16 protein-coding genes, 1 pseudogene and 1 riboswitch are annotated in these 22,092 nt (G+C 57.1%); of the genes and pseudogenes, 13 read left to right on the plus strand and 4 right to left on the minus strand.

Annotated elements, in window-relative coordinates; genetic code table 11:
* Positions 1-231, plus strand: a pseudogene (gene cysW, locus KVT38_RS02595) (sulfate/thiosulfate ABC transporter permease CysW); the annotation flags it as partial.
* A gap of 47 nt (positions 232-278) precedes the next feature.
* Positions 279-482, plus strand: a complete 204-nt coding sequence (locus tag KVT38_RS02600; protein WP_217592134.1) for a YezD family protein — start codon at positions 279-281, stop codon at positions 480-482.
* 99 nt (positions 483-581) lie between these two features.
* On the opposite strand, the gene KVT38_RS02605 is transcribed toward KVT38_RS02600, so the two are convergent.
* A complete protein-coding gene (locus tag KVT38_RS02605; RefSeq protein WP_217592135.1) occupies positions 582-1,583 on the minus strand; it encodes an MTP-1 family protein in 1,002 nt (333 codons plus the stop codon).
* Positions 1,584-1,727: 144 nt separating this feature from the next.
* Here KVT38_RS02605 and KVT38_RS02610 point away from each other — a divergent pair, with 144 nt between their 5' ends.
* Positions 1,728-2,576: a helix-turn-helix domain-containing protein gene (locus KVT38_RS02610; RefSeq protein ID WP_217592136.1), complete on the plus strand. Its 849-nt coding sequence runs from the start codon at positions 1,728-1,730 to the stop codon at positions 2,574-2,576.
* A gap of 46 nt (positions 2,577-2,622) precedes the next feature.
* On the opposite strand, the gene KVT38_RS02615 is transcribed toward KVT38_RS02610, so the two are convergent.
* Positions 2,623-3,696 carry a GntR family transcriptional regulator gene (locus KVT38_RS02615; RefSeq protein ID WP_217592137.1) on the minus strand — a complete coding sequence of 358 codons (1,074 nt, stop codon included), beginning with the start codon at positions 3,694-3,696 and terminating at the stop codon, positions 2,623-2,625.
* Positions 3,697-4,120: 424 nt separating this feature from the next.
* Between KVT38_RS02615 and KVT38_RS02620 the strand changes: the two genes are divergently transcribed.
* The 6 genes from KVT38_RS02620 to KVT38_RS02645 all read left to right on the plus strand — a co-directional run bounded on the left by KVT38_RS02620 (position 4,121) and on the right by KVT38_RS02645 (position 14,011).
* Positions 4,121-4,975 (plus strand): ABC transporter permease, encoded by an 855-nt coding sequence (locus KVT38_RS02620; protein WP_217592283.1) that lies wholly within the window; start codon positions 4,121-4,123, stop codon positions 4,973-4,975.
* Between the two features lie 14 nt (positions 4,976-4,989).
* Positions 4,990-5,886 carry a carbohydrate ABC transporter permease gene (locus tag KVT38_RS02625; RefSeq protein WP_217592138.1) on the plus strand — a complete coding sequence of 299 codons (897 nt, stop codon included), beginning with the start codon at positions 4,990-4,992 and terminating at the stop codon, positions 5,884-5,886.
* A 35-nt stretch (positions 5,887-5,921) separates the two neighbouring features.
* On the plus strand, positions 5,922-7,574 hold the full coding sequence (locus KVT38_RS02630; RefSeq protein ID WP_217592139.1) for a type 2 periplasmic-binding domain-containing protein: 1,653 nt from the start codon (positions 5,922-5,924) through the stop codon (positions 7,572-7,574).
* A gap of 78 nt (positions 7,575-7,652) precedes the next feature.
* Positions 7,653-10,193: an alpha-mannosidase gene (locus KVT38_RS02635; RefSeq protein WP_217592140.1), complete on the plus strand. Its 2,541-nt coding sequence runs from the start codon at positions 7,653-7,655 to the stop codon at positions 10,191-10,193.
* A gap of 149 nt (positions 10,194-10,342) precedes the next feature.
* The gene (locus KVT38_RS02640; RefSeq protein ID WP_368859045.1) at positions 10,343-13,288 is read left to right on the plus strand and encodes an alpha-mannosidase; all 2,946 of its coding nucleotides are present in this window, start codon (positions 10,343-10,345) and stop codon (positions 13,286-13,288) included.
* Between the two features lie 63 nt (positions 13,289-13,351).
* On the plus strand, positions 13,352-14,011 hold the full coding sequence (locus KVT38_RS02645; protein WP_217592142.1) for an SGNH/GDSL hydrolase family protein: 660 nt from the start codon (positions 13,352-13,354) through the stop codon (positions 14,009-14,011).
* 115 nt (positions 14,012-14,126) lie between these two features.
* Here the strand turns inward: KVT38_RS02645 and KVT38_RS02650 are convergent, their stop codons facing one another.
* Positions 14,127-14,276, minus strand: a complete 150-nt coding sequence (locus KVT38_RS02650) for a YqzM family protein (protein ID WP_090110524.1) — start codon at positions 14,274-14,276, stop codon at positions 14,127-14,129.
* Positions 14,277-14,445: 169 nt separating this feature from the next.
* Between KVT38_RS02650 and uvrC the strand changes: the two genes are divergently transcribed.
* The 3 genes from uvrC to KVT38_RS02665 all read left to right on the plus strand — a co-directional run bounded on the left by uvrC (position 14,446) and on the right by KVT38_RS02665 (position 18,524).
* Complete coding sequence (gene uvrC / locus KVT38_RS02655; protein WP_217592143.1) at positions 14,446-16,518, plus strand: excinuclease ABC subunit UvrC; 2,073 nt, start codon at positions 14,446-14,448, stop codon at positions 16,516-16,518.
* 229 nt (positions 16,519-16,747) lie between these two features.
* Positions 16,748-17,764, plus strand: a complete 1,017-nt coding sequence (locus KVT38_RS02660; protein WP_254638930.1) for an ABC transporter substrate-binding protein — start codon at positions 16,748-16,750, stop codon at positions 17,762-17,764.
* 187 nt (positions 17,765-17,951) lie between these two features.
* Positions 17,952-18,524: a hypothetical protein gene (locus KVT38_RS02665; protein ID WP_217592145.1), complete on the plus strand. Its 573-nt coding sequence runs from the start codon at positions 17,952-17,954 to the stop codon at positions 18,522-18,524.
* A 16-nt stretch (positions 18,525-18,540) separates the two neighbouring features.
* Here the strand turns inward: KVT38_RS02665 and KVT38_RS02670 are convergent, their stop codons facing one another.
* On the minus strand, positions 18,541-20,226 hold the full coding sequence (locus KVT38_RS02670; RefSeq protein ID WP_217592146.1) for a CPBP family glutamic-type intramembrane protease: 1,686 nt from the start codon (positions 20,224-20,226) through the stop codon (positions 18,541-18,543).
* A 273-nt stretch (positions 20,227-20,499) separates the two neighbouring features.
* A riboswitch (cyclic di-AMP (ydaO/yuaA leader) is annotated at positions 20,500-20,644 on the plus strand.
* Between the two features lie 79 nt (positions 20,645-20,723).
* Here KVT38_RS02670 and KVT38_RS02675 point away from each other — a divergent pair.
* Positions 20,724-22,067 (plus strand): TrkH family potassium uptake protein, encoded by a 1,344-nt coding sequence (locus KVT38_RS02675; protein ID WP_217592147.1) that lies wholly within the window; start codon positions 20,724-20,726, stop codon positions 22,065-22,067.
* The last annotated feature ends 25 nt before the right edge of the window (positions 22,068-22,092 follow it).

Here is a 22,092-nt window from a genome sequence, read left to right on the forward strand (position 1 = left end):
ATCATCCTCTGCAACCCGCGCGCGATGGGCGAGTCCGGCGCCGTATCGGTCGTCTCGGGCCATATTCGTGGCGAAACGAACACCTTGCCGCGGCATATCGAAATTTTGTACAACGAGTATCAGTACACCGCATCGTTTGCGGTCGCGTCGCTGCTCATGGCGCTCGCGATCGTCACCTTGATCATTAAAGGCATTATCGAGCACAAGATGACGAGCAGCCGCACGCATTGAGTACTTATCATAAAGTCATCCAGGCGATAACACGAGGAGGCGTCCAAATGGCAAAGCCGTTGGAATTGAACGATAGCTGGATTCAGCGCATCACGGAAGCCGTAGAGGGGCTGCAATACGGCAACGTGCAGATCATCGTGCACGACGGCCGTATCGTTCAGATCGAGCGCACCGAGCGCCGCCGCTTCGACGAAGTGGCCGAGCGCCGGGGAGCGCGCGACTTGCCGCAGAACGGCGCGGCCGCGAAGTAGCGCAGGCGATCACAAGCGGGACGAGATGGCCAATATACAAACGGGATGAGGCAGGTCAACACACCTGCATCATCCCGTTTTGCATGGGGCTACTGGTAGTTAATTCCCAAGCCCATCCACGATACGCCCTTCACTCGCGAACGGATAATCGATTACGATTCGGCCGACCTCGGTATCGCCGATGCCGCTATACAAATCGGCTTTGCCGTCAGCGCGCATCACGATGCCGGAGGTGAAGGCACAGTCTGTCAAGTCGCTCATCTTGGCCGGACCTTCCGGATAGCAGGAGCGGGTTCCGATAATTTTGAGGTCCGAGTATGCCAGCGTTTGCGGGTCCAGAACAAAGGACATATTCATGTAGGTCAACGTGACTTGGCCGGCTTCGTCGAACGTTTTGTAGCAGATATGTCCGATGACGCCTACGTTTCCGCTCTCCAGCAGGTAAGCTTGATTGCAGCCGCCCCACTCGTCCTGCTTGAACATGCCTTCGATGATCGGCGCGCTTTCAATGACCTCTGCCGACAGCTCGTCAAGACTGCGGATGATCGTAAATCCGATTAGCGACTCGCTTCCGTATTTTTGACGTACCGCTTCGCCTCGCGGTCGCGAGAACACGCCGATCCGGTCCCCGGGCAGCTTCACGAGCCGGATATCCTTCATATAATCCGGGCCGGTCGTAAAGTAGACGAGATCGTGCAGATCCGTGCCTCTGTAAAAATAACCGTAGAACGTGTCCAGCTTGCCTTTGTTGTTGCGGAAATGCGTGCCGCCAAGCACGAGTTCCCCGTCGATGATGCTGACATAAGGATCCTCCAGCTGATAAATCATCGTATTCGGCACGGCCGTCCATTCGTCCGGACCGCTTTGCTCGAACAGGCGTACCCAGGAGCGCGCCCATTCCTGCCGTTTCTCTACGCGGCCGTACATATAACGCTTGCCGTTCCACTCGAACGGGATCGACGGATTGTACACGTCAAAGCCTTCGACGCCGAGAAAGACAAGCTTGGCGCTCTCGTGTATGATTTTGCCGGCTTCGAATTCGCGTCGCCGCTCCTCCAGCACGCTGCCTTCAAAACGGAGTGACTGTTCGACCAATGACATCTTAAGGACTCCCCTTTCGCTCGTACGCATTTACAGCTTTATCGTAATGAATGACGGGACAAAAATCTTGTTCTTATTTCATCAAAGTTATGGTATTTTGACATTGAACAAGATCCGCAGGATGCGGGGAGGGGGACGCCGCCCATGATGAAGCTGTTTGCGGCGGACGGGATCGATTCGGACATTCAGGCCCATTATCGGCTCATCACCTCGATTGCCGATACGATCGGGCTGCATACGCATGATTTTTTCGAGCTGTTTCTCATCTTAAAAGGGCGAGCCGTTCATGTCATTAACGGGACGAGGCAAATGCTCGAAGAAAACATGCTTGTCTTTATCCGGGATCGCGATATTCATGCCTATGAGCGCATGGACGAAGGCGATTTTCAATTTATCAACCTGTCGTTTTACAGGGAAGTGATCGACGACTTGTTTGCTTTTCTCGGCACGGGATTTCCCAGCGAAAAGCTGTTCGAGCCCGAGATGCCGCCGACGATTCGGTTGTCGAAGACGGAAAAGGAATACGTACGCTACCGGCTGGATCAGCTCAATTTGATCCCGATGGACCGGAAGCAAGCGATCAAAGCGCAGGTCAGAGCGCTGCTGACCGATCTGTTCTCCCGCTATATGACCCTTGAAGCGGAAGGTGGCGTAAACGGAGGGCCGGAATGGCTCGCGTCGCTGTGTGCGGAGGCGAAGAAGAAGGAGCATTTTACGAGAGGGACGGCCGCGCTCGTCGAGCTGTCGGGCAAATCGCATGCCTATTTGTGCCGGATGTTCCAAAAGCATCTGAACGTCTCGCCGACACATTACATTAACGAACTGAGATTGTCTTATGCCGAAAATTTGCTGCTAAATACGGATATGTCCATCCTGGACATTACCTACGAGATCGGTCTGGAAAATGTCAGCTACTTCTATGACTTGTTCCGGAAAAGACGCAACATGACGCCTTACCGGTATCGCAAAGGCGCTACGCTGATGCCGCATTAAAAAGCCCCCGCCTCCATGTTTGCGACATGGGAAGCGAGGGCTTATTTTAAATTTCTTTGACGGAATCGCGCAGGACAAGCTCGGTAGAGATCAGTATTTTTTTGTGCGGGGAGGAGGCGTTCTGCGTGCTTTTCTCGAATAGCAGCTTCGCGCCCTCATATCCTAGCGCTTCAAAGTTTTGCTTGACCGTGCTGAGCGGCACCTTGGCGAATTTGGAGCTCTCAAAGTCGTCGAAGCCCATAACGGAGACCTGGTCGGGAATCTGGATGCCTGCCTGCGTCAGACAGTCGATGACCTCGAGCGCGCGCCGATCGTTCGCACAGAAGAGCGCGGTCAGATTTCCTTGGTTGATCTGGTCCGCCAATTCGGCGTAGTCCAGGTCATGCTGGAAATACGAAAGCTCCTCTTGCGGCGTGAGCGAGGCGTCGAGCATCGCGCGGCGATAACCGTTGTACCGTTCGACTTCGGTGTTCAAATAAAAGTCGTAGGCCGCGAATCCGATCTTTTGATGGCCTTTGGCAATCAGATATTGTACGGCTTCGTAGGCGCCGTCCTGATTGTTGCAGGTGATGCAGTCTACGGAGAAGCCGGAAGGAATCCGGTCGAGCAGCACGAACGGAATCGATTTTTTGCGCAGTTCGTTCAAATAACCTCTGGCCGCATTCGGATCGGCCGAATAGATAAGCAGCCCGCGTTGGTCCGATTGCATCAGCTTGCCGACGAGCTCCTGCTCCTTCTCGAAGTCGTTTTCGACGAATTCCATCATCAGCTTGCAATCGTGTTGACCCAAAAAAGACTGAATGCCCCTCATGATTTGCATGTAAGAGCTATTGTGCATTTCGTTCCCCGAAATAATGAACGTTACGTAGTCCAGGCTCTTCTCGGCAGCCGGCGACTTCTGCTCCGATACGAAGCTGCCCTTCCCCCGGATTCGATAAATAACGCCTTCATTGACCAAATCGTTCAACGCCTTGCGCACCGTGATCGAACTGACATCGAGCAACTTGGAAAACTCGGACTCGCTTGGAATCCGCCCATCTTTGCCCAGTTCGTTGTTCTCTATTTGCATAAGTACATAGTCCTTGACTTGTCGATACTTCGGCACGGTTGTCTCGTTCATGCGTCGCATTCACCTCTGATACAAAATAATCCTAGCCATAATATACGGCAATTATCGATAAAAGTATACGAACTTTGGTGAAAAAGTGACGTAATTTTAGAATTGACCCCTAAAAAGGTATGTGTTACATTGTGTTCATCGTACACTAACTTTGGAGGTGTTGCACATGATAAGTGATACTAACATCGCGTCTATGGTATGTTTTGAGGTCGTGAATACCAATCTATGAACGCATTATTGATTTGGAAGCGATAACAATTGATGTTTAGGCTTATAAGCGGTAGTCCTAGAAAAGTGATCGGCAGCTATATGATTACGACATTGTATACTAACTTTGGGATAGTGATTAAAAGGGGAGGTTCCATTGCAAAAGCAGAATCGCACTTCGCTATCGAAAATATGGAAGCACCGGTATCTCTATCTGATGATTCTACCCGGATTTTTGACGGTGCTGATGTTCTGTTATTTTCCCATGTACGGGATCCTCATCGCATTTAAAAATTACAACGCCGTCCAGGGCGTCTGGGGCAGTCCATGGGTCGGTCTCAAGTACTTCAAATCCTTTTTGCACGATCCGATGGCCTACGGCGTATTGAAAAACACGTTGCTTCTGGGCTTGTATACGCTGCTGTGGTCGTTTCCGGCTCCGATCATATTGGCCTTGCTGCTCAACGAACTAAAAAGCAAGCGCTTTAAACGAATCGTCCAGACCGTCTCGTACTTTCCTCACTTTATCTCGATCGTCATCGTCGCAGGGCTGATTCAGATGTACGTGTCCCGGGACGGCTTCATCAACGACATCGTTATCTTTTTTGGCGGAGAGCCCGTTTCATTTTTGCTTGATCCGAAATGGTTCCGGACGATATTCATCTCTTCGGGCATCTGGCAGGGCGTCGGCTTCGGTGCAATTATATATCTCGCTGCGATGAGCGGGATCGATACGACGCTGTACGATGTAGCCGAAGTGGACGGTGCCGGCAGGTGGAAAAAGGTGCTGCATGTCACTTGGCCGTCCATCAGACCGACGACAGTTATTCTGCTTATATTCGCGATGGGCGGGATTCTGGGGACGGACTTCCAGAAGGTCATCCTGCTCTATAATCCCGCGACGTACAGCGTGTCGGATGTCATCGGCTCCTATGTCTACCGGCAAGGCATTCTCGGCGCGCAATATTCGTATACGACAGCCATCGGTCTGTTCATGTCCGTGATCTCGTTTATTATCCTTTACATTTCCAACTTGGTAAGCCGCAAAGTATCGGAGACGAGCTTGTTTTAAAAGGGGGGAGAAGGTTGCGAAAAGCGACGCTGGGCTCCAGGACGTTCGACGCGATCAATATTCTGATTATGCTTTTCATTATGGTTGTCGTGCTGTATCCCATTTTGAATATTATCGCCACTTCCTTCAGCAGTTCCCGCTTTGTATCGATGGGCAGTGTGACTCTCTGGCCGCAAGGCTTTAATTTGAGAGCTTACGAGGGCATATTCAAAGACCATTTCATATACACGGGCTATTTGAATTCCATTTTGTACGCGCTTGCTTCCACCTTTATCATGCTGCTGTTCACTTCCTTGTTCGCCTATCCGCTCACCGTCGCCGGGTTTGCGGGCAAAAAGTTTTTAACGATTTTTTTGATGATCACCATGTTTTTCAGCGGCGGCATGATTCCGACCTACCTGCTCATTCGCAATCTGCATATGCTGGACACGCTTTGGGTTATGATCATTCCGGGAGCGGTAGGCGCTTATAACGTGTTTTTATTCCGAACGTTTTTTATGAATATTCCTTCGGAGCTGAAGGATGCGGCGCACATCGACGGCGCGAACGAGGTCGGGGTGCTGTTTCGAATCATTTTGCCTTTATCGAAGCCGCTGCTTGCGACGTTCGCCTTGTTCGGCATCGTGGGAAGCTGGAACAGCTGGTTCGAAGCGCTCATTTATCTTCAGAGCCAGGACAAGTATCCGCTCCAGATGATTCTGAGAAATTACTTGTTTACGCTCGACACGAATGCCATCCAGGGAAGAGTCGGCGCCGGCAACGTCGCCGTGAACGCGCCGGGCACGACGCTCGATCCCAAATCCGTCCGGATGGCCGTCATCGTGATCACCATGTTCCCGATCATGATCATCTATCCGTTTTTCCAGAAGTATTTTACGCAGGGCATGTTCGTCGGTTCGATCAAGGGTTAGATCGTTTCCAAAATTCGATGCAACGGAGGATATGTATGAGTCGAAAAACAAAATCGCTTGGTCTTCTATCAGCAGCCGCTATTCTCGCCTTGTCAATAACCGGGTGCAACAACTCGAATAACAATGCGCAAGCGACGGGAAGCGCTTCGGGGAGCGCATCAAGCAGTACTGGCGGCACGCCGCTGAGCTTCTCCGTCACGGTCTCCTCGAACGGCGTCGACAATAGCCAGAGCATGATCCAGAAAGAATGGCTGAAGCTGATGGAGCAGAAGCTGGGCAGAAAAATCGATATCAAATGGAATTACATCCCGACTTCCGATTACGACCAGAAAGTGAAGCTGATGATCGCCAGCGACGATTTGACCGACTTTTTCATCACGCCACTGTTCTACGATACCTCCGATATGGCCAAGAACGGACAGATTATCGATCTGATGAAATACAAGGATGACATGCCTAACTATATGAACTACTTAAGCCAGGTGAAGAACGGCATGACGAACGTCACGAATGCGGACGGTCAAATGTTCGTCTTCCGAGAGACCTCCAACCCGCGGTTTGAAAAAGACAAAGGCATGCTCATTCAGAATGTATCCGCCTACCGATACGATCTGTTCCAGAAAAACAATCTGAAAATCCCGACGACGCTCGATGAACTCTATGATGCAGGCAAGAAGCTCAAGCAGCTCTATCCGAGCGAATACCCGATTAATACAAGATGGCACGACCTGCGCTCCCTTTTCAACGCCAATCATGTGGCCGCCGACGTCTACTGGGACGGAAGTAAGTACGTGTACGGGATATTCGAAGACGGCTACAAGGAAGCGCTGCAGTTCGCCAACAAGCTGTATGCGGAAAAGCTGCTGGATCCGGAGTATTTGACCGACACGGACGACACGCTGAAGCAAAAGGCGCTGAACGGCAAAAACTTCATCTGGATGGCGCAATGGTTCACGGATCCCGCGAACTATACGAGAGAAGCCAATGACGGCAAAGTATTCGCGGTGACGCTGTACCCGAACAACCCGAAGTACGGAACGTCATGGCAGAACGTCACCAACGGCAATACGCCGGATCTGGGCTGGGGGCAGTACAGCATCAGCTCCAAGGCGAAGAACCCCGAGGATATCGTCAAATTCGTCGACTTGCAGTACGACCCCGAAGTCATCCGGCTGCTGACATGGGGGATCGAGGGCACGACCTACAAGATAGTCGACGGCGCCCCGACCTTCAACGACGAATTCAAAACCGCGGACGATCCTTGGACCGTAGGCGACAAATACGGCATTCGCGCCAGCAGACATTACAATCCCGGCTTGCAGATCTCGAGCGATTCCAAAGCGTTCGTCGATTTTGCGGCAACCGATTATACCTACTTCGACGGCAAGTACGAGGAGACGCCTATCGAAAAATCCGCGTACCTGAGAAGCTTGCCGATGCCCGACAACGAGTTCGTGCCGTCGACCTATACGGCGCCGGCCATTCAGTTTACGCAGGACGAAAGCCAGCAGATCTCGGAAATTATGACGCCGATCAAAACGTACATTCAAACGGAAGAATCCAAATTCGTCGCCGGCAAGGCAAGCTTTGACGACTGGTCCAAGTTCATCAACAAAGTCAAAGGCATGGGCGATATCGACAAGGTGCTGAAGATCTATAACGATGCCGCGCAGCGAGCTCAGCAATAAAGGTCGCTTGGGCGTCCCGCCGCCGTTGTCTGCCCGCGGCGGGACGTCGCGATCAGCGAGAGGTAGAGGGGGTGAGCGATGATGAAAAAAGCGTACTTTGTGGACGGCTATCACGGCGGCATCAAAGGGCATATGCCGCTCGGCTCGTGGGCGGACGTGCTGCGGAAGCTTCGCCAGAGGCCGGATTGGAAGCTATGCCTGGACATCGAGCCGATCTCCTGGGACGTGCTACGCACAACCGATCCCCGCTCATACGACGAGCTCAAGGCGTATTTCGCCGAAGGCGAAAGTTCGCGGCTGGAGCTGGTGGCGGCAAGCTATGCGCAGCCGTTCGGATGGGTGATCGGCGGGGAGAGCAACATTCGCCACCTGATTCGCGGCCAAGAGATTGTTCGCGAACATTTCCCGGACGTCGCGATCGATACCTATGCGACCCAGGAACCGTGCTGGAGCAGCAGCTATCCGCAGCTTCTCCGGTCGCTCGGCTACAAGCGGGCCGTCCTCAAAAATCCGGGAACGGCTTGGGGCGGGTACGCCTCCGGCATCGATCGCGAAACGGTGCTGTGGACCGGACCGGACGGCACCGCCATCACCTGCGTGCCGCGATACGAATGCGAAGCGCTCGTCAACTGCTGGGAAACCGAGGCCGGGCATATGGAGCCCGCGTTCGTAGACAAATGTCTTGCGCATGGCATCGCACATCCGGTTGGCAGCTTCCTGCAGGATCTGGGCTGGCCGGCGCAGCCCCGGCTCGATCGGGAAGAGATCCAATATGTAACCTGGCGCGAGTATATGGCGCACATCGCCGAGCCGCCGACGGAACCTTGGCATTTTACGCAGGAGGACATTCGCTGCACGCTGCCTTGGGGCGAAGCTGTGCTGCAGCGCATGTCGCAGGAGGTGCGTTCGGCGGAGAACAAGATCATCGCGGCGGAGAAGCTGGCTTCCCTCGCCGGAGTGCTCCGTGGGGTCCGCTATCCGGAGGAGCAGCTGCGCGAAGCCTGGGATCAGCTGCTGCTGTCCCAGCACCACGATGCCTGGATCTGCGCGACGACGAAAGAAGGCCGAGACCAATGGGCCTGGCAGGCGGGGGCGCAAAGCTGGGCGGCCGAATCGCTGAGCGATGTCGTGCTGGAACGGGCAGCGGGCAGCTTGCGACAGGCGGAGGAAGGCGGCGCGGCATGGGCCGTCCGCGTCTTTAACCTGTCGGGAGCCGGGCGGAAGGAACTGACGGAGGTGGAGATTCCGGCTCCGGGAGGAACGTACGGCATCTGTGTCAGGGACGCGGACGGCAGCGTGATGCCGAGTCAGATCGTGCCGACGCGAACGAGCCGCGAGGACGGCAGCCTCCTGGCCTGCAAGCTGCTCTTCGAAGCGGAGCCGCCTGCCATGGGCTACAGGACGTATGCAATTGAACATACGGATAACGAAAATCATCAGGAAGAGCTGGACCTCAAGGCGCAGGAGTCGCGCGCTTTCGCATCTTTGCAAGGGGAATACGCGAAGATCGAGACGGATCAGTATGAGATTCGCATCGACCTTGCCCGCGGCGGCGTCATCGCTGAATGGTTCGACAAGGCGCATAACCGTTCCATCGTTTCTCCCGATCGGCCGTTTAATGAATTCGCCGGCTTCCATATCCTTCTGAACCGCCGGGTCAGCAGCACGGAATCGCCGGCTGCCCTGACGATTAAGGAGAACGGTCCGCTGCGGGTCGTCGTCGAAATGAAGGGACGTATGGCTGACATCGATTATGTCACGACATTGACGGCGGTTCGGGGACAGCGAAGAGTCGACTTCCATGTCCGCTTGCGCTACGAGACCGAGACATGGATCGGCGACCCATGGGAGATGGCGCCCGAGCAGCGCTCGACGGAGCGGAGGAAGTCGCATCACAACACGCGGTATAAGCTTCAGGCCCGATTCCCGGTGTCGCTGGGCAGCCGGAAGATTTATAAAAATGCCGCCTTCGACGTCGCACAAAGCCGCCACGAGGACACGCATTACGAGCGTTGGGACGAGATCAAGCACAACATCGTCCTGAACTGGGTCGATGACTACGATGACAGCCTCCGTTACGGGCTGGCGATCTTTTCCGATCATACGACCGATTATTCCCATTCGAAAAACGATCCGCTGGCACTGACGCTAGGCTGGGGAGGCGAGGGCGGCTTCTGGTGGGGCAAGCGTCCGCTGACGGGCGTCCGGGACATGCGTTATGCCGTTCTGCCGCATGCCGAGCGATGGGATCGCGCCGGCGTTCAACGGGAGAGCGCCAACTGGTCGGAGCCGCTGCTGCCGGTCTACGGCCGCAGTCTGCTGACATCCGCCGTCTCGCTGCTTCGCGTTACCGATCCTGCCATCGAGATCTCGTCCGTTCGCACGGAAGGGCGCGATCTGCTCGTTCGGCTTTATAATACCGGTTCCGACGCCAGCATCTTTTCTCTTGTCGTCTCCGCAGAGCTGCAGGCAGAGACGTTATCCCTGGTGGAGCTCGACGGCAAGCCCAGAGAGCAGGAAGCGCAAGCGGCGGAGACGGACCGTGGACGCAAAGCGGAATTAACGCTGCAGCCTCATGGCTTGGCTACCCTTCGATTAAGCAACGTTTGCGCACGCTAACGCAAACAAAGGACAGGAGCAGAGACTTGAAAACAAAAAAAGAAATCCTCTTTCTTGTTGAGAAGTTGTTGCGGAAAAAAAACGATTTTATTTATACCAAGGTTCAAACCTTAAGCTTCACAGGCTTTGAGACCGAAGAGCAGCTGTCCGTGGATGCGTTGGAAGGCAAGCCGTCGCGGCCCATGGTCCGCGGCGATCGATGGGGCAGCGATTGGACGTATGCCTGGTTTCGATCGGAGGTCGTCGCGCCGCGGGAGACCAAAGGCAAACGGCTGGCTGTCATGCTGGATTTTGGAGCCGAGGCTACCGTTTACGTGAACGGTATTGTCAGCGGTGCGATGGATTTGCAGCATCACGATCTGACGTTAACCCGCAGCGCGCGTCCCGGCGAACGGTTCGAGATTGCCGCGGAGGCGTATGCCGGCCATTCGGGGCGGCAGCCGGCTTTCGGGGAATCCTTTCTATATATAGTAGAAGAGGAAGTCTATCAATTTTTTATCGACCTGGAGTGCCTGTTCGATCTGCGCAATCATTTGGACGAAGATGCGCTTCGCGTCTCCGAGATCGACCGGGGGCTGACCCGTGTCTTCTCGATCATCGATCTGACCCTTCGCCAAGAAGCGCTGACCGAGAACGTCGGAAAGTGCAGACAGATCCTGAAGCCCCTGCTCGAATGCGTGAACGGGTCGACAGCGCCTACGCTCTATCTCATGGGGCAATCGCACCTCGACATCGCCTGGCTGTGGCCGATCGCGGAGACCAAACGGAAAATCGCCCGCACGATGTCAAACCAGCTGGCGCTTATGGAGGAATATCCCGAGTACCGCTACGTCCAGAGCCAGCCTTATTTGTTTCAACTGGCCAAGGATCTGTACCCGGAGCTGTATGCGCGAATGAAACAAGCGGTTCAGGAGGGCCGGCTCATTCCGGAGGGCGGCATGTGGGTCGAGCCCGATACGAACCTGCCGAGCGGCGAGAGCCTGATCCGTCAGGCGATGCACGGCAAGCGGTTTTTCAAGGAGGAATTCGGCAAGGACAACGAAATGCTGTGGCTGCCGGACGTGTTCGGCTATTCCGGGAACCTGCCGCAGATCATGAAGGGCTGCGGGCTCCGGTATTTTGCTTCGGTGAAAATGTTCGGAACCTACGACAATGTCGGCGATCCATTCCCGTACAATACGTTCGTCTGGGAGGGCATCGACGGCTCGCAGGTGCTGGCGCATCTGCTCAATTACGGGGATTATTATCCGATCCGGATCAACCCGTCGTTCGTCATACAACAGTGGAAGGAACGGGTCCAGAAGGAAGGCATCACGACGAGGCTGACGCAGTTCGGACACGGCGACGGCGGCGGCGGCGCGAACCGGGACGACATGGAGTTCATGCGGCGCCTCGTCGATCTGGAGGGCGCGCCCCGTACGAAGCATGGCTCGCCGATCGAGTACTTTGAAGATCAGATCGAGAAGGGCATACCGGACGCAAAGTATGTCGGCGAGCTGTATTATCCGGCGCACCGGGGAACGTACACGACGCAGGCGCCGATCAAAAAAGGAAATCGCCAAGCGGAGATCGGTTTCCGGGAAACGGAGTTGTGGGGAGCGGCCGCGCATCTGCTTCAGCACCGGGCCTACCCTTATCAGGAGCTGGAACGTTTGTGGAAAACGCTGCTCCTGCATCAATTCCACGACATCTTGCCGGGCTCGTCCATTCATCGCGTGCACGAGGAAGCGCAGGCCGCATTGATCGTATTGAACCGGGAGATTGACGAGCTTGCCTCCGGCGCAAGGGCTGCGATCGCCGATGGCGGCGAGGAGCGCGTGTCGGTGTTCAACTCGCTGTCCTGGGATCGAACCGGAACGATTGTGCTGCCTGAAAGCGCAAGGACGATCTCGGACGCGTCGGGCAACAGCCTGCCGGTTCAATGGGTTGACGGCTTGGGATATGCCGAGGTCGCGGTCCCATCCATGGGCTGGTCGACCTTCAAGGTCGGTCGCGAGGAGCGAATTGTGGAGGCTGCACCGTCTGCACCGTCTGCACAATCTGCCTCGTCAGCCTTGCAGGCGTCGGCAAACCATCTCGAAAACGAGCTTCTGTCCATCGAAATCAACGAACGAGGCGAGCTGACCCGCATCTTCGACAAGGAGACCGGGACGGATTGGGCGGCGGGCAATTGCAACGTGATGCGATTGTATCGGGATCAGCCGTCCGACTTCGACGCATGGGAGATTGACCGGAGATACCGGTCGGCGGGAATCGCGCTCGATTCAACCGCTAAAGTGTCCGTCCATTCGACCGGTCCGCTGTTCGCGAGCGTGCGGGTCGAACGGGACCTGAACCGATCCACGTTGATTCAGGATATCCGCATTCGGGCCGGCAGCCGGAGAGTCGAGTTCCACACGACGATTCGCTGGCAGGAGACGAACAAGCTGCTGAAGGTGGACTTTCCCGTTTGCGTTCATGCTCGCGAGTCGATGCACGAGATTCAGTTCGGCCACGTCAAGCGGCCCAATCACGCCTCGCGCCCGCACGACGCGGATCAATTCGAGGTCAGCCAGCACAAATGGTCCGTGCTTGCGGAGGCGAACCGGGGATTCGCGCTGCTTAACGACTGCAAGTACGGCATCTCGGTGGACGACCATACGATGAGTCTGACGCTGCTGCGGGCGCCGACGTATCCGGACGAGACATCGGACCAGGGGACGCATACGTTCACCTATGGCTTTGTCGCATGGAACGGCGCGTTTTTCGACAGTCCGGTCGTGCGGGAAGCGTACGAGCTGAACTACCCGCTCACGACAGCGCCGGGAGAGACGATAGCGAGGAGCGAATCGCTGCTTCGCCTGGACAAGGACAATGTGATCGTGGAGACGGTCAAGCTGGCCGAAGACGGCTCGGGCGATTGGGTCGTGCGGCTGTACGAATGCATGGGGGCGACGGTGACCTGCGAGTTGCATGCCGCGATTCCGTTCGCGAAGGCGCTTGCGACGGATATGCTGGAGCAGCCGTCCGCCGAGCTGCCCGCTGTCGCAGGGGCCGTCCAGCTTGCGTTTCGACCGTTCGAGGTGAAGACGGTGCGGTTTGAGGCAATAAGGTAGCCGGTGTCGTGCCAGCGCGACAAATTAGAGTTCTATTCCTAGTAGAGACAGGAGAATGTGCATATGAAGCTGACTTCGGGACAAAGGCTTGTCATGATCGGCGATTCCATCACAGACTGCGAACGTAGATTTCCGCATGGCGAAGGGCTGTTTCAAGGTGTCGGCAAAGGCTATGTAGCGCTGGTGGACACCCTGCTGCAGACCGCGTATCCGGAGCTGTCGATCCGCGTCACCAACATGGGGATCGGGGGCAATACCGTCCGGGATCTCGAGAAAAGGTGGCAGACGGACGTCCTGGAACTTGCGCCAGACTGGTTGTCGATTATGATTGGCATTAACGATGTATGGCGCCAGTTCGATCAGCCCACCATTCCGGAATCTCATGTGCCGCTGGAAGAATACGAGACGAAGCTGGAGAGGCTGGCGAGATCGGTGCCTGCCGGTTTAAAAGGGCTTGTCATCATGACGCCGTTTTATATCGAGCCTAACGCCGCAGACGGCATGCGTCGCCGGATGGACGAATACGGCCTCGCGGCACGGCGGGTGGCGGAGCGCGTCGGCGCGCTTTTCGTGGATACGCAGGCGGCCTTTGCGCCGCTGCTCGAGCATGTGCATCCGACGGCGCTCGCCTCCGATCGCGTGCATCCGAACTGGACCGGACATATGTTGATTGCCCGCGCCTTCCTGCGCGCAATCGGCTTCGATTGGGCGCGCATGCAGTAGGCGTCCGCAGCAGCCCCTTCCGGCAACGGGAGGGGATTTATTTTTGCAAGTAAGCTAAGAAGCACCCGGTTCCAAATAGGAACGGGTGCTTCGTCGAATCCGATTCAATTGAGATTTAGGAAATTACCTGCTTGATGATCACGGCGATCAGGAACACGAGGAACATGAAGCCGAACATGCCGCCGAAGCCGAATACGAGATCCTGCAGGTCGTCGCGGGGTTCTTCGTTCACGTGCTGGCGCGGATCTTGTACATAATTGTCCATGGGGAAATCCTCCTGAAACAAGTCATTACCGTTAGTATACCCAACTTCGCAAACGCTTGTAAAGAAACTCTTTTCTTCTGTGGTACAATAGAAAATACGGGATCACATGATCGCATCGGGCGATCGTCATCCGCCGAACTCATTTATTTTCGGGAGGCGCAATATCTTCATGGACGTCCAAGCCAATCCGCCGCTGCCGAGCCGCGAGCAGACGGCCGAACATATACGCAACAAACTCGCGCTGCTGCCGGACCAGCCCGGCTGCTATCTGATGAAAAACGCGGAGGGCGTCATCATCTACGTCGGCAAGGCCAAGGTGCTGAAAAATCGGGTGCGCTCGTACTTCATCGGCAGCCACAACGGGAAGACGCAGCGGCTCGTGAGCGAGATCCGCGACTTTGAGTACATCGTCACCGGCAGCAATATGGAGGCGCTCATCCTCGAGTGCAACCTGATCAAGGAGCATATGCCCCGTTACAACGTGCTGCTCAAGGACGACAAGTCCTTTCCTTATATCAAGATCACGAGCGAGAAGCATCCGAAGCTCGAAGTCGTCCGCCGGGTGCTCAAGGACAAGGGGAGATACTTCGGTCCGTACCCCAACGCCTTCGCAGCGCAGGAGACGAAGAAGCTGCTCGACCGGCTGTATCCGCTCCGCAAGTGCAATACGCTGCCGGACAAAGTATGTCTCTACTATCATCTCGGGCAGTGCGTCGCGCCGTGCGAGTACCCGGTCGAGCCGTCCGAATACGAGCGAATGGTGGCCGAGGTGACGCGGTTTTTGAACGGCGGGCACGGCGACATCAAGCGGGAGCTTCAGCGCAAAATGGAGGCGGCCGCAGGCGACCTCGAGTTCGAGCGCGCGCGCGAGTACCGCGACCAGATCCAGGCGATCGAATCGCTCATGGAAAAGCAGAAGATCACGATGACCGACGCCAAGGACCGCGACGTGTTCGGCTACGCCGTGGACAAAGGCTGGATGTGCGTGCAGATTCTGTACATGCGCCAGGGCAAGATGATTCAGCGGCACGTATCCGTGTTTCCTTATTACGGGGAAGCTTATGAGGACTTCATGACCTATGTTGCCCAATATTACTCGGAAAATCCGGCTTTGCCGCGCGAGGTGCTGCTGCCCGTGACGCCGGGCGAAGCTGCGGACGCGGACAGCGCGCCTGCGGCCGCTGCGGAAGGCGCTGGCGGCATCGCAGCCGGCGGCAAGCTGAACGACGCGCTGATCGAGCGCGTCGCGGCGTCAGCCGACGCGTCCGAGGAAGCCGACGCATCCGAGGAGGCCGGCGCGGCTCAAGCGGGCGCTGAGGCTGCCGCGGGTGCCGCTGACGACGAATCGGGCGGCGAGCTCGGCGAATCGCTGCGCAGCTGGCTGAAGATCAAGGTGTCGGTGCCGAAGCGCGGCTCCAAGCGCCACCTGGTCGCGATGGCCGCGGACAACGCCAAGGTCGCGCTGGAGGAGAAGTTCCGCATGATCGAGCGCGACCAGGCGCGGAGCGTCAAGGCGTCCGAGGGACTTGCCGAGTGGCTCGGCATCCCGTCGGCGCATCGCATCGAGGCGTTCGACAACTCCAATATGCAGGGCGCGTCGCCCGTGTCCGCGATGGTCGTCTTCACCGACGGCAAGCCCGATCGCAAGGAATACCGCAAGTACAACGTCCGTACCGTCACCGGGCCGGACGACTACGAGACGATGCGCGAGGTCGTGCGCCGCCGCTACGAGCGCGTGCTCAAGGAAGGGCTGCCGCTGCCGGACCTGATCGTCATCGACGGCGGCCGGGGCCAGATCGGCGCGGCGATCGACGTGCTGCACAACGAGCTGGGCCTGTTCGTGCCGGTGTGCGGCCTCGCCAAGGACGCCAAGCACCGCACCGCGCAGCTGCTCGTCGGCGATCCGGCGGAGATCGTGCCGCTGCCGCGCGACAGCCAGGAGTTTTACCTGCTGCAGCGCATTCAAGACGAGGTGCACCGCTTTGCGATCACCTTCCACCGCGAGAAGCGGGGCAAGTCGATGATCGCCTCCAGGCTCGACGCCATCCCGGGCATCGGCGAGAAGCGCCGCAAGCAGCTGCTCAAGCACTTCGGCTCGCTCAAGGCGATCCGCGAAGCGACAGTGGCCGACTTCAAGGCCGTCTCCATCGGAGAAGCATTGGCCGGGCGCATATTGGCCGCATTGAACGAGGAAGAAGGCGGCGAGGCCGCCGCGGCTGAGCCTTCGGCGCCCTCGGTGTAGAAGCGTTTAACGGCAAAAAGCAGAGGCGTCCTCTGCTTTTTGCCGTTTTATTTTCAGTCGAGGGTTTGCAACAGCGAGACTGATCCAAAAAAATAGGCCAAGCGTTGTTCGTGAAGAGAAGCTAATGTTGGACAGTCGATATTTTGGCAAATCAGGAGTTGACGCCACTGCTCTTTCCGTTTATATTGATAACGATTATCATTATCGATAGATGGCGGGGGTTTTTGATTTGCGAACTAATCAAAAGTTATTGTACGTAAGTTTGCTGATCTTGCTCGTTCTATTGAGCGCATGCGGGAGCAATGCCGACAAAAACGGATCGCCGGGTGCAGCTTCAACTGCTTCTGCATTCTCGTCGGAAGGCAGCGACAAGCCATCCGCTTCGCCGGCAGCTTCTCCCTCGTCTTCCGCCGCGACCCGAAAAATCACCGACGCCAAAGGCCGCGAGGTCGAGATTCCGACCGATCCGCAGCGCATCGTCTACGTCGGCAGCGATCCCGGCGATCTACTGGCCTTGGGCGTCAAGCCGATTGGGGCAAGCTTGAGCGTCGTCGGCAGCCAGGTCGCTTACGGCGACCAGCTTGAAGGAATCGCGGACGTCGGCTATCCCGCTAACCTGGAGAAGGTGACGGCGCAGGACCCGGACCTCATTCTTTTTAACGACTGGGACGATCAGGGCTTGCCGCCGCTCGAGAAGATTGCGCCGACCGTCGTCATTGCGGAAAACGGCGGCTTCGACCGCATGCTTGAGATCGCGGGCGTGCTGGGCAAGAAATCGGCTGCGGACGAATACATAGCGGCTTACGACGAGAAAGTGAAGCAGACGAAGGAACTGCTGGCGCAAAAGGGCAGGCAGGGCAAGTCGGCCACCGTGGTGCTCTTGATGGGCAAGTCGATGTATGTCATGGGCCACCAAGGCTTATCCGTCTCGTTGTACGACGCGCTCGGATATGCGCCGCCGGCCAAAGTCCAATCGCTGATCGATGCCGACGAGCGCTTTGCCGAGATATCGGTTGAGGTGATGCCGGACTACATCGGCGACGAGTTGTATATGTTGAAGGACGAAGCAGACGAGACCAAAGCGCAAGCGGAGGCGCTGTTCACGAGCACCCTGTGGAAGTCGCTGCCTGCCGTCAAAAACGGACAAGTGCACGCGATGGACAGCAGGTGGAACTTCGACGATCCGGTCACGAGGAACTTGCTGCTGGATGAGCTGCAGCGCTTGCACCGTTCCGCCGATCAATAACGAGCCGCCATGGAAGACGAAGGCAGGCGCAGGAGAGCGATGGTTCTCATGCGCGACTGCCTTTTTCGCGTTTACACCCATCGCGCACCGCAACAAAAAATTGCTGCATGCCCATGGAGGATTAAGCTATACTACCAATAATATGCATTTTTCCGGCGCCAACAATCGATTCCAGAGGAGTTCCGTTATGTCAGCCTTTCTCCGTCAATTCTCGTTTTTGATTCTCGCCGGTTGCCTCCTCTTCACCGGCTTGTTGACGGGCGCTTACGCCTTCTTCTCCAATTTCCACGACCGCGAATATGTGGCCCTGAACGCCAAAACCGTCGTTCAATTAAAGCCGGGCGAATATGAAATTTATTATGAATCGATCGGCGCTTCGAATGGCGGCACTCCGGCCGCTCCCTTGTTCGATCGGGTGATTGCGATGGTGGACGACGGAAGGTCTTCCCTGGACTTGGCGAAGGATACGTCGGACGCCTATATTGAAAAGCGGATGAAAGGCCGGCCGCAGTATCGTTTTTCCGTCGAGAAAAAGGGGGCATACGGCATTACGCTGATCAGCAATACGCCGGACCTGCGGGAGCAGGTCCGGTTCGCCGTGATGAGCGACGCGATTCAAGTCCTGATGTCGGCGCTCAAGCTAGGGGGCGTATTTTTTGCGGCAGCCGTGCCCTTCTTATTCGCCGATTTGGTGATGCACATCCGTCTGGAACGGCGGAAGTCGATCAAGACAAGGCTGAGCGTGCAGCCTTGGACCTAAAAGGCCGGCGAACGATCTAACGCGAGTAATCGGGGGCGGAAACCGCAACGCCGCGCCGTCTGTCGTGTACCCAGGCGATCAGCAGCGCGATGGCCGCAGGCAGCAGGACGCTGACGAAGCCTGCTATATTGTCCGACGACAGTCCGTCCGACAGCATCTGGACGGACATGAGCGTCGAGTCGAGCACGACATGGGCGAAAATGACGGTCAGCAGGCCGAATCGCAGCATAAACCAGGCGAACAAAGCCCCGATGATCATCAGTTCGATGAACCGTGTCTGCCACGGATAAACGGCATAGCCGACATGGCCGAACGCCCATACGGCCGTGGCTGGCAGCACCGCGATCGAGGTGAGTACGCGGGACAGCAGCGGGGAGCCTGATCGCGCACCGCTGCCCGAAACATCGGCGCCCGGGTTGGATCGGCTGAGCGCGCCGAGCCACTTGCGAACGAGGCCGATGCCGAAGAACCGGGTCTGGAGCTCCTCGGAGATGCCGGCGCACCAGGCCAGCAGCGGCAGCAGCCAGGGATGATACATATTGTAGGCGGACTGGCTGGGATCGGAGCCGTAGTAGGTGCCGAGCAAAAGGCCGAGTCCGGTCAGCACGACGCTCTGGGTGCCAAGCAGAATGACAGCCAGCATGTAGCCCTGCTTCATGGCGGTCTTGACCTTGCTGCCGTAGTTGGCATCCTGCCAGCGCGGCCAAAGGGAGCGGCCCATTGAACGCCACAGGCCGTCGCCGCCGACGGCGGCGAAGTAGGTGAGCAGCGACTGTATGAATAAAATAACGACATTCGTCACGAGCAGCGCCGTCACGTCGCTCTCCGATGCGATCGCGTTCATGCCGGCCGAAGAGGCGCGCAGTCCCGGACGCAGGTTAAACATGAACCCGGCGTACATAACGAAGAAGGCGGCAGACAGGAACAGCCCGCGCTTAAACGATGTCCATCCTCGGCAAGCGGCGGCGTAAATGACGGCGAGCACGAACATGACGATTTGCGGCAGCAGGAAGCCGGTCATCGACAGCTTGTCGGCGAGCTTGCGCTGCTTCGCGATCTCGTCCGCGAACGACTCGGGCAGCGCGTACCGGTAGGTCAGCACCTTGTCGGGCTGCACGAGCAGCTGCACATGGGCGTCCGACAAGCCGGTCTTTCGGCTCTGGAGGATGACGGAGCCACCTTCCGTCAAGCTGCCCACCGGCTCCCAGGCCGAAGCGTCGAAGCCCGGCTGCGTCTTGAGCCAGGCGAGCGCCTCGGAGGTTCGCGCCGCTACGTCGCGTGCCGCCGCTTTGTCCACATCGGTCCTCGCAGCGCCGATGCGCGCCCAGGCGACGACCTCGCCCGACTCCATATGGACCGAGACGCGATCGACGCTGCCGTCGGCCGCGTGAAGATCGACCGCATAGACGTCCGTCGGGTAGCGCGCATCCCAATCGCGGTCGTACGCGTCGGTGAGCTTGTGCTTGGTCATATAGGCAGCCATCCGATCGTCGCCCACATGTGTAATCGTCGCCTCCGACCCTTCGCCGAGATCCGTTCCCCAGTGCGCGGAGGCGTAAACAAGGGCGATCCGCTTCGCCTCTCCCCGACCGATCGTATCGGAATCGCCTTTTATAGCCGGCGCGATCGCAGGCAATACTTGCATGAACAGGAAGATAAGAAGGCCGATTCCCGCGGCGACAGCCCATCTGGATGATCTCAAATTATCCACTCCGATTCCGAATTGATCTGAAAAAGCGTATACATCGTCTTTTTAACCGTAATAGCTAATCCTTTCGCTTATTATCGATAGGAATTGGAGCCAAAACAAGAGAAAGAGTTAGAATCCCCGTAAAAAAGCTGTTACACGGCCTAATAACGTCCGTATATCCTCATACAAGGCGATTTTTCGCATTTCTGCTGTTGTGCGTACCAATCGGACAGACTATAATGCGGTGTACTGTTTTTTATGGAAACCCGACAAACATGTCTCCATCATACTACCCAGCCGAATTTCCGCAAAGAAAACGGGGGAACCACTTAAGCATTCCGGGGTGAATTCCGCGCGCCAGGCGCCGGATAGGGCAGCCTGTTCTGGCCCGAACCCGTCAGCTAACCTCGTAGGCTGCCAGACAGGACCGCCGTGCGCCAAGGCACTGGAGCTCCAGTGTCTTTTTTTGCGCGCTTTTTCCATCGTGCCGACACGAGGTGATTCGTACTTTGCTTAGAAAAACGATCGGCTGGCTTTATGCTTCCCCGCCCCGCGTGCTTACGATCGGGTTCGCGGTCATCATCGCGCTTGGCGCGCTCCTGCTCAGACTCCCGATCTCCACGGTGTCCGGCCAGCCGACGCCGTGGCTCGAGGCGTTGTTCGTATCCAGCTCCGCGACTTGCGTGACCGGTCTTGCCAGACTGGATACGGTCGGATATTTCTCCGTTTTCGGCCGATGGGTCATTCTGATCCTCGTGCAGCTCGGCGGACTCGGCTTCATGACGATGGGCACGCTGTTCGCGTTTTTCGCCGGGCGCCGTCTCTCGCTGAAGGACCGTCTCGTGCTGCAGGAGGCGATGAACCAGGGCAGCCTCGAAGGCATCGTGCGACTGGTGAAGCGCGTTCTTATTTACGCGCTTTGCATCGAAGCGGTCGGCGCGCTGCTCTTTACCTTTCGCTTCATGCACGAGATGCATTTCCGGCAGGCGCTCTATTATGGCGTGTACCATAGCGTATCCTTTTTCAACAACGGCGGCTTCGATCTGTTCGGCGACTTCCGGAGCATGGCCGGCTATGTCGGGGATCCCTATATGAACATCTTGGCGATCGTGCTCATCGTGCTCGGCGGCGTCGGCTTCGTCGTGCTGTCCGACCTCGTCGAGCTGCGGACGCGCCGCAAGCTGTCCTACCATTCCAAAGTCGTGCTCTGGGTGTCGGCGTTCCTCATCGTGCTCGGCACGGTCACGATCCTGATCTTCGAATACACGAACGAGAGCACGCTGGGACCGTTATCCTTCGGCGACAAGCTGCTCGCCGCCGCGCTGCAGTCCGTATCCACCCGCTCCGCCGGCGTCAGCACGGTCGACATCGGCTCCCTCAGGGACGCGACGCAGTTCGCGATGGTGCTGCTCATGTTCGTCGGCGCTTCGCCGGGCTCCACCGGCGGCGGCATCAAGACGACCGCTTTTGCGGTGCTCGCTGCTGCCGTCTGGGCGATGCTCCGCGGCCGCACCGACGTCGTGCTCCTCGGGCTGCGCATCGAACGGACGAAGGTGAACCGCGCGATCACGGTTACGATGCTGTCGCTGGCCATCGTGATCACGTCCGTCATGATCCTCTCGATTACCGAGGAGCAAGCGTTCCTGGTCATTCTGTTCGAGGTCATGTCCGCCTATGCGACGGTGGGCCTGTCGGCCGGAATCACAGGAGATCTGTCCGCGTTCGGCCAGATTCTCATCATCGTCCTCATGTTCATCGGTCGTCTCGGTCCTTTGACGATGACGTACGCGCTGGGCTCCAAGTCCGGGCGCACGCTCTACAGGCACGCCGAGGGACGCATCATTATCGGGTAAATCGGATCGGCGGCGAAGGAGGAGA

The sequence above is a fragment of the Cohnella sp. GbtcB17 genome (assembly GCF_019091135.1).
Lineage (GTDB): Bacteria > Bacillota > Bacilli > Paenibacillales > Paenibacillaceae > Cohnella.

Bases quoted from the DNA above. Each gene is read 5' to 3' on its own strand.
- KVT38_RS02665 (WP_217592145.1), top strand. From the start codon at position 17,952: ATGTCAGCCTTTCTCCGTCAATTCTCGTTTTTGATTCTCGCCGGTTGC.
- KVT38_RS02645 (WP_217592142.1), top strand. From the start codon at position 13,352: ATGAAGCTGACTTCGGGACAAAGGCTTGTCATGATCGGCGATTCCATC.
- KVT38_RS02605 (WP_217592135.1), bottom strand. From the start codon at position 1,583: ATGTCATTGGTCGAACAGTCACTCCGTTTTGAAGGCAGCGTGCTGGAG.
- KVT38_RS02620 (WP_217592283.1), top strand. From the start codon at position 4,121: ATGATTCTACCCGGATTTTTGACGGTGCTGATGTTCTGTTATTTTCCC.
- KVT38_RS02635 (WP_217592140.1), top strand. From the start codon at position 7,653: ATGATGAAAAAAGCGTACTTTGTGGACGGCTATCACGGCGGCATCAAA.
- KVT38_RS02615 (WP_217592137.1), bottom strand. From the start codon at position 3,696: ATGAACGAGACAACCGTGCCGAAGTATCGACAAGTCAAGGACTATGTA.
- uvrC (WP_217592143.1), top strand. From the start codon at position 14,446: ATGGACGTCCAAGCCAATCCGCCGCTGCCGAGCCGCGAGCAGACGGCC.
- KVT38_RS02630 (WP_217592139.1), top strand. From the start codon at position 5,922: ATGAGTCGAAAAACAAAATCGCTTGGTCTTCTATCAGCAGCCGCTATT.
- KVT38_RS02610 (WP_217592136.1), top strand. From the start codon at position 1,728: ATGATGAAGCTGTTTGCGGCGGACGGGATCGATTCGGACATTCAGGCC.
- KVT38_RS02600 (WP_217592134.1), top strand. From the start codon at position 279: ATGGCAAAGCCGTTGGAATTGAACGATAGCTGGATTCAGCGCATCACG.
- KVT38_RS02650 (WP_090110524.1), bottom strand. From the start codon at position 14,276: ATGGACAATTATGTACAAGATCCGCGCCAGCACGTGAACGAAGAACCC.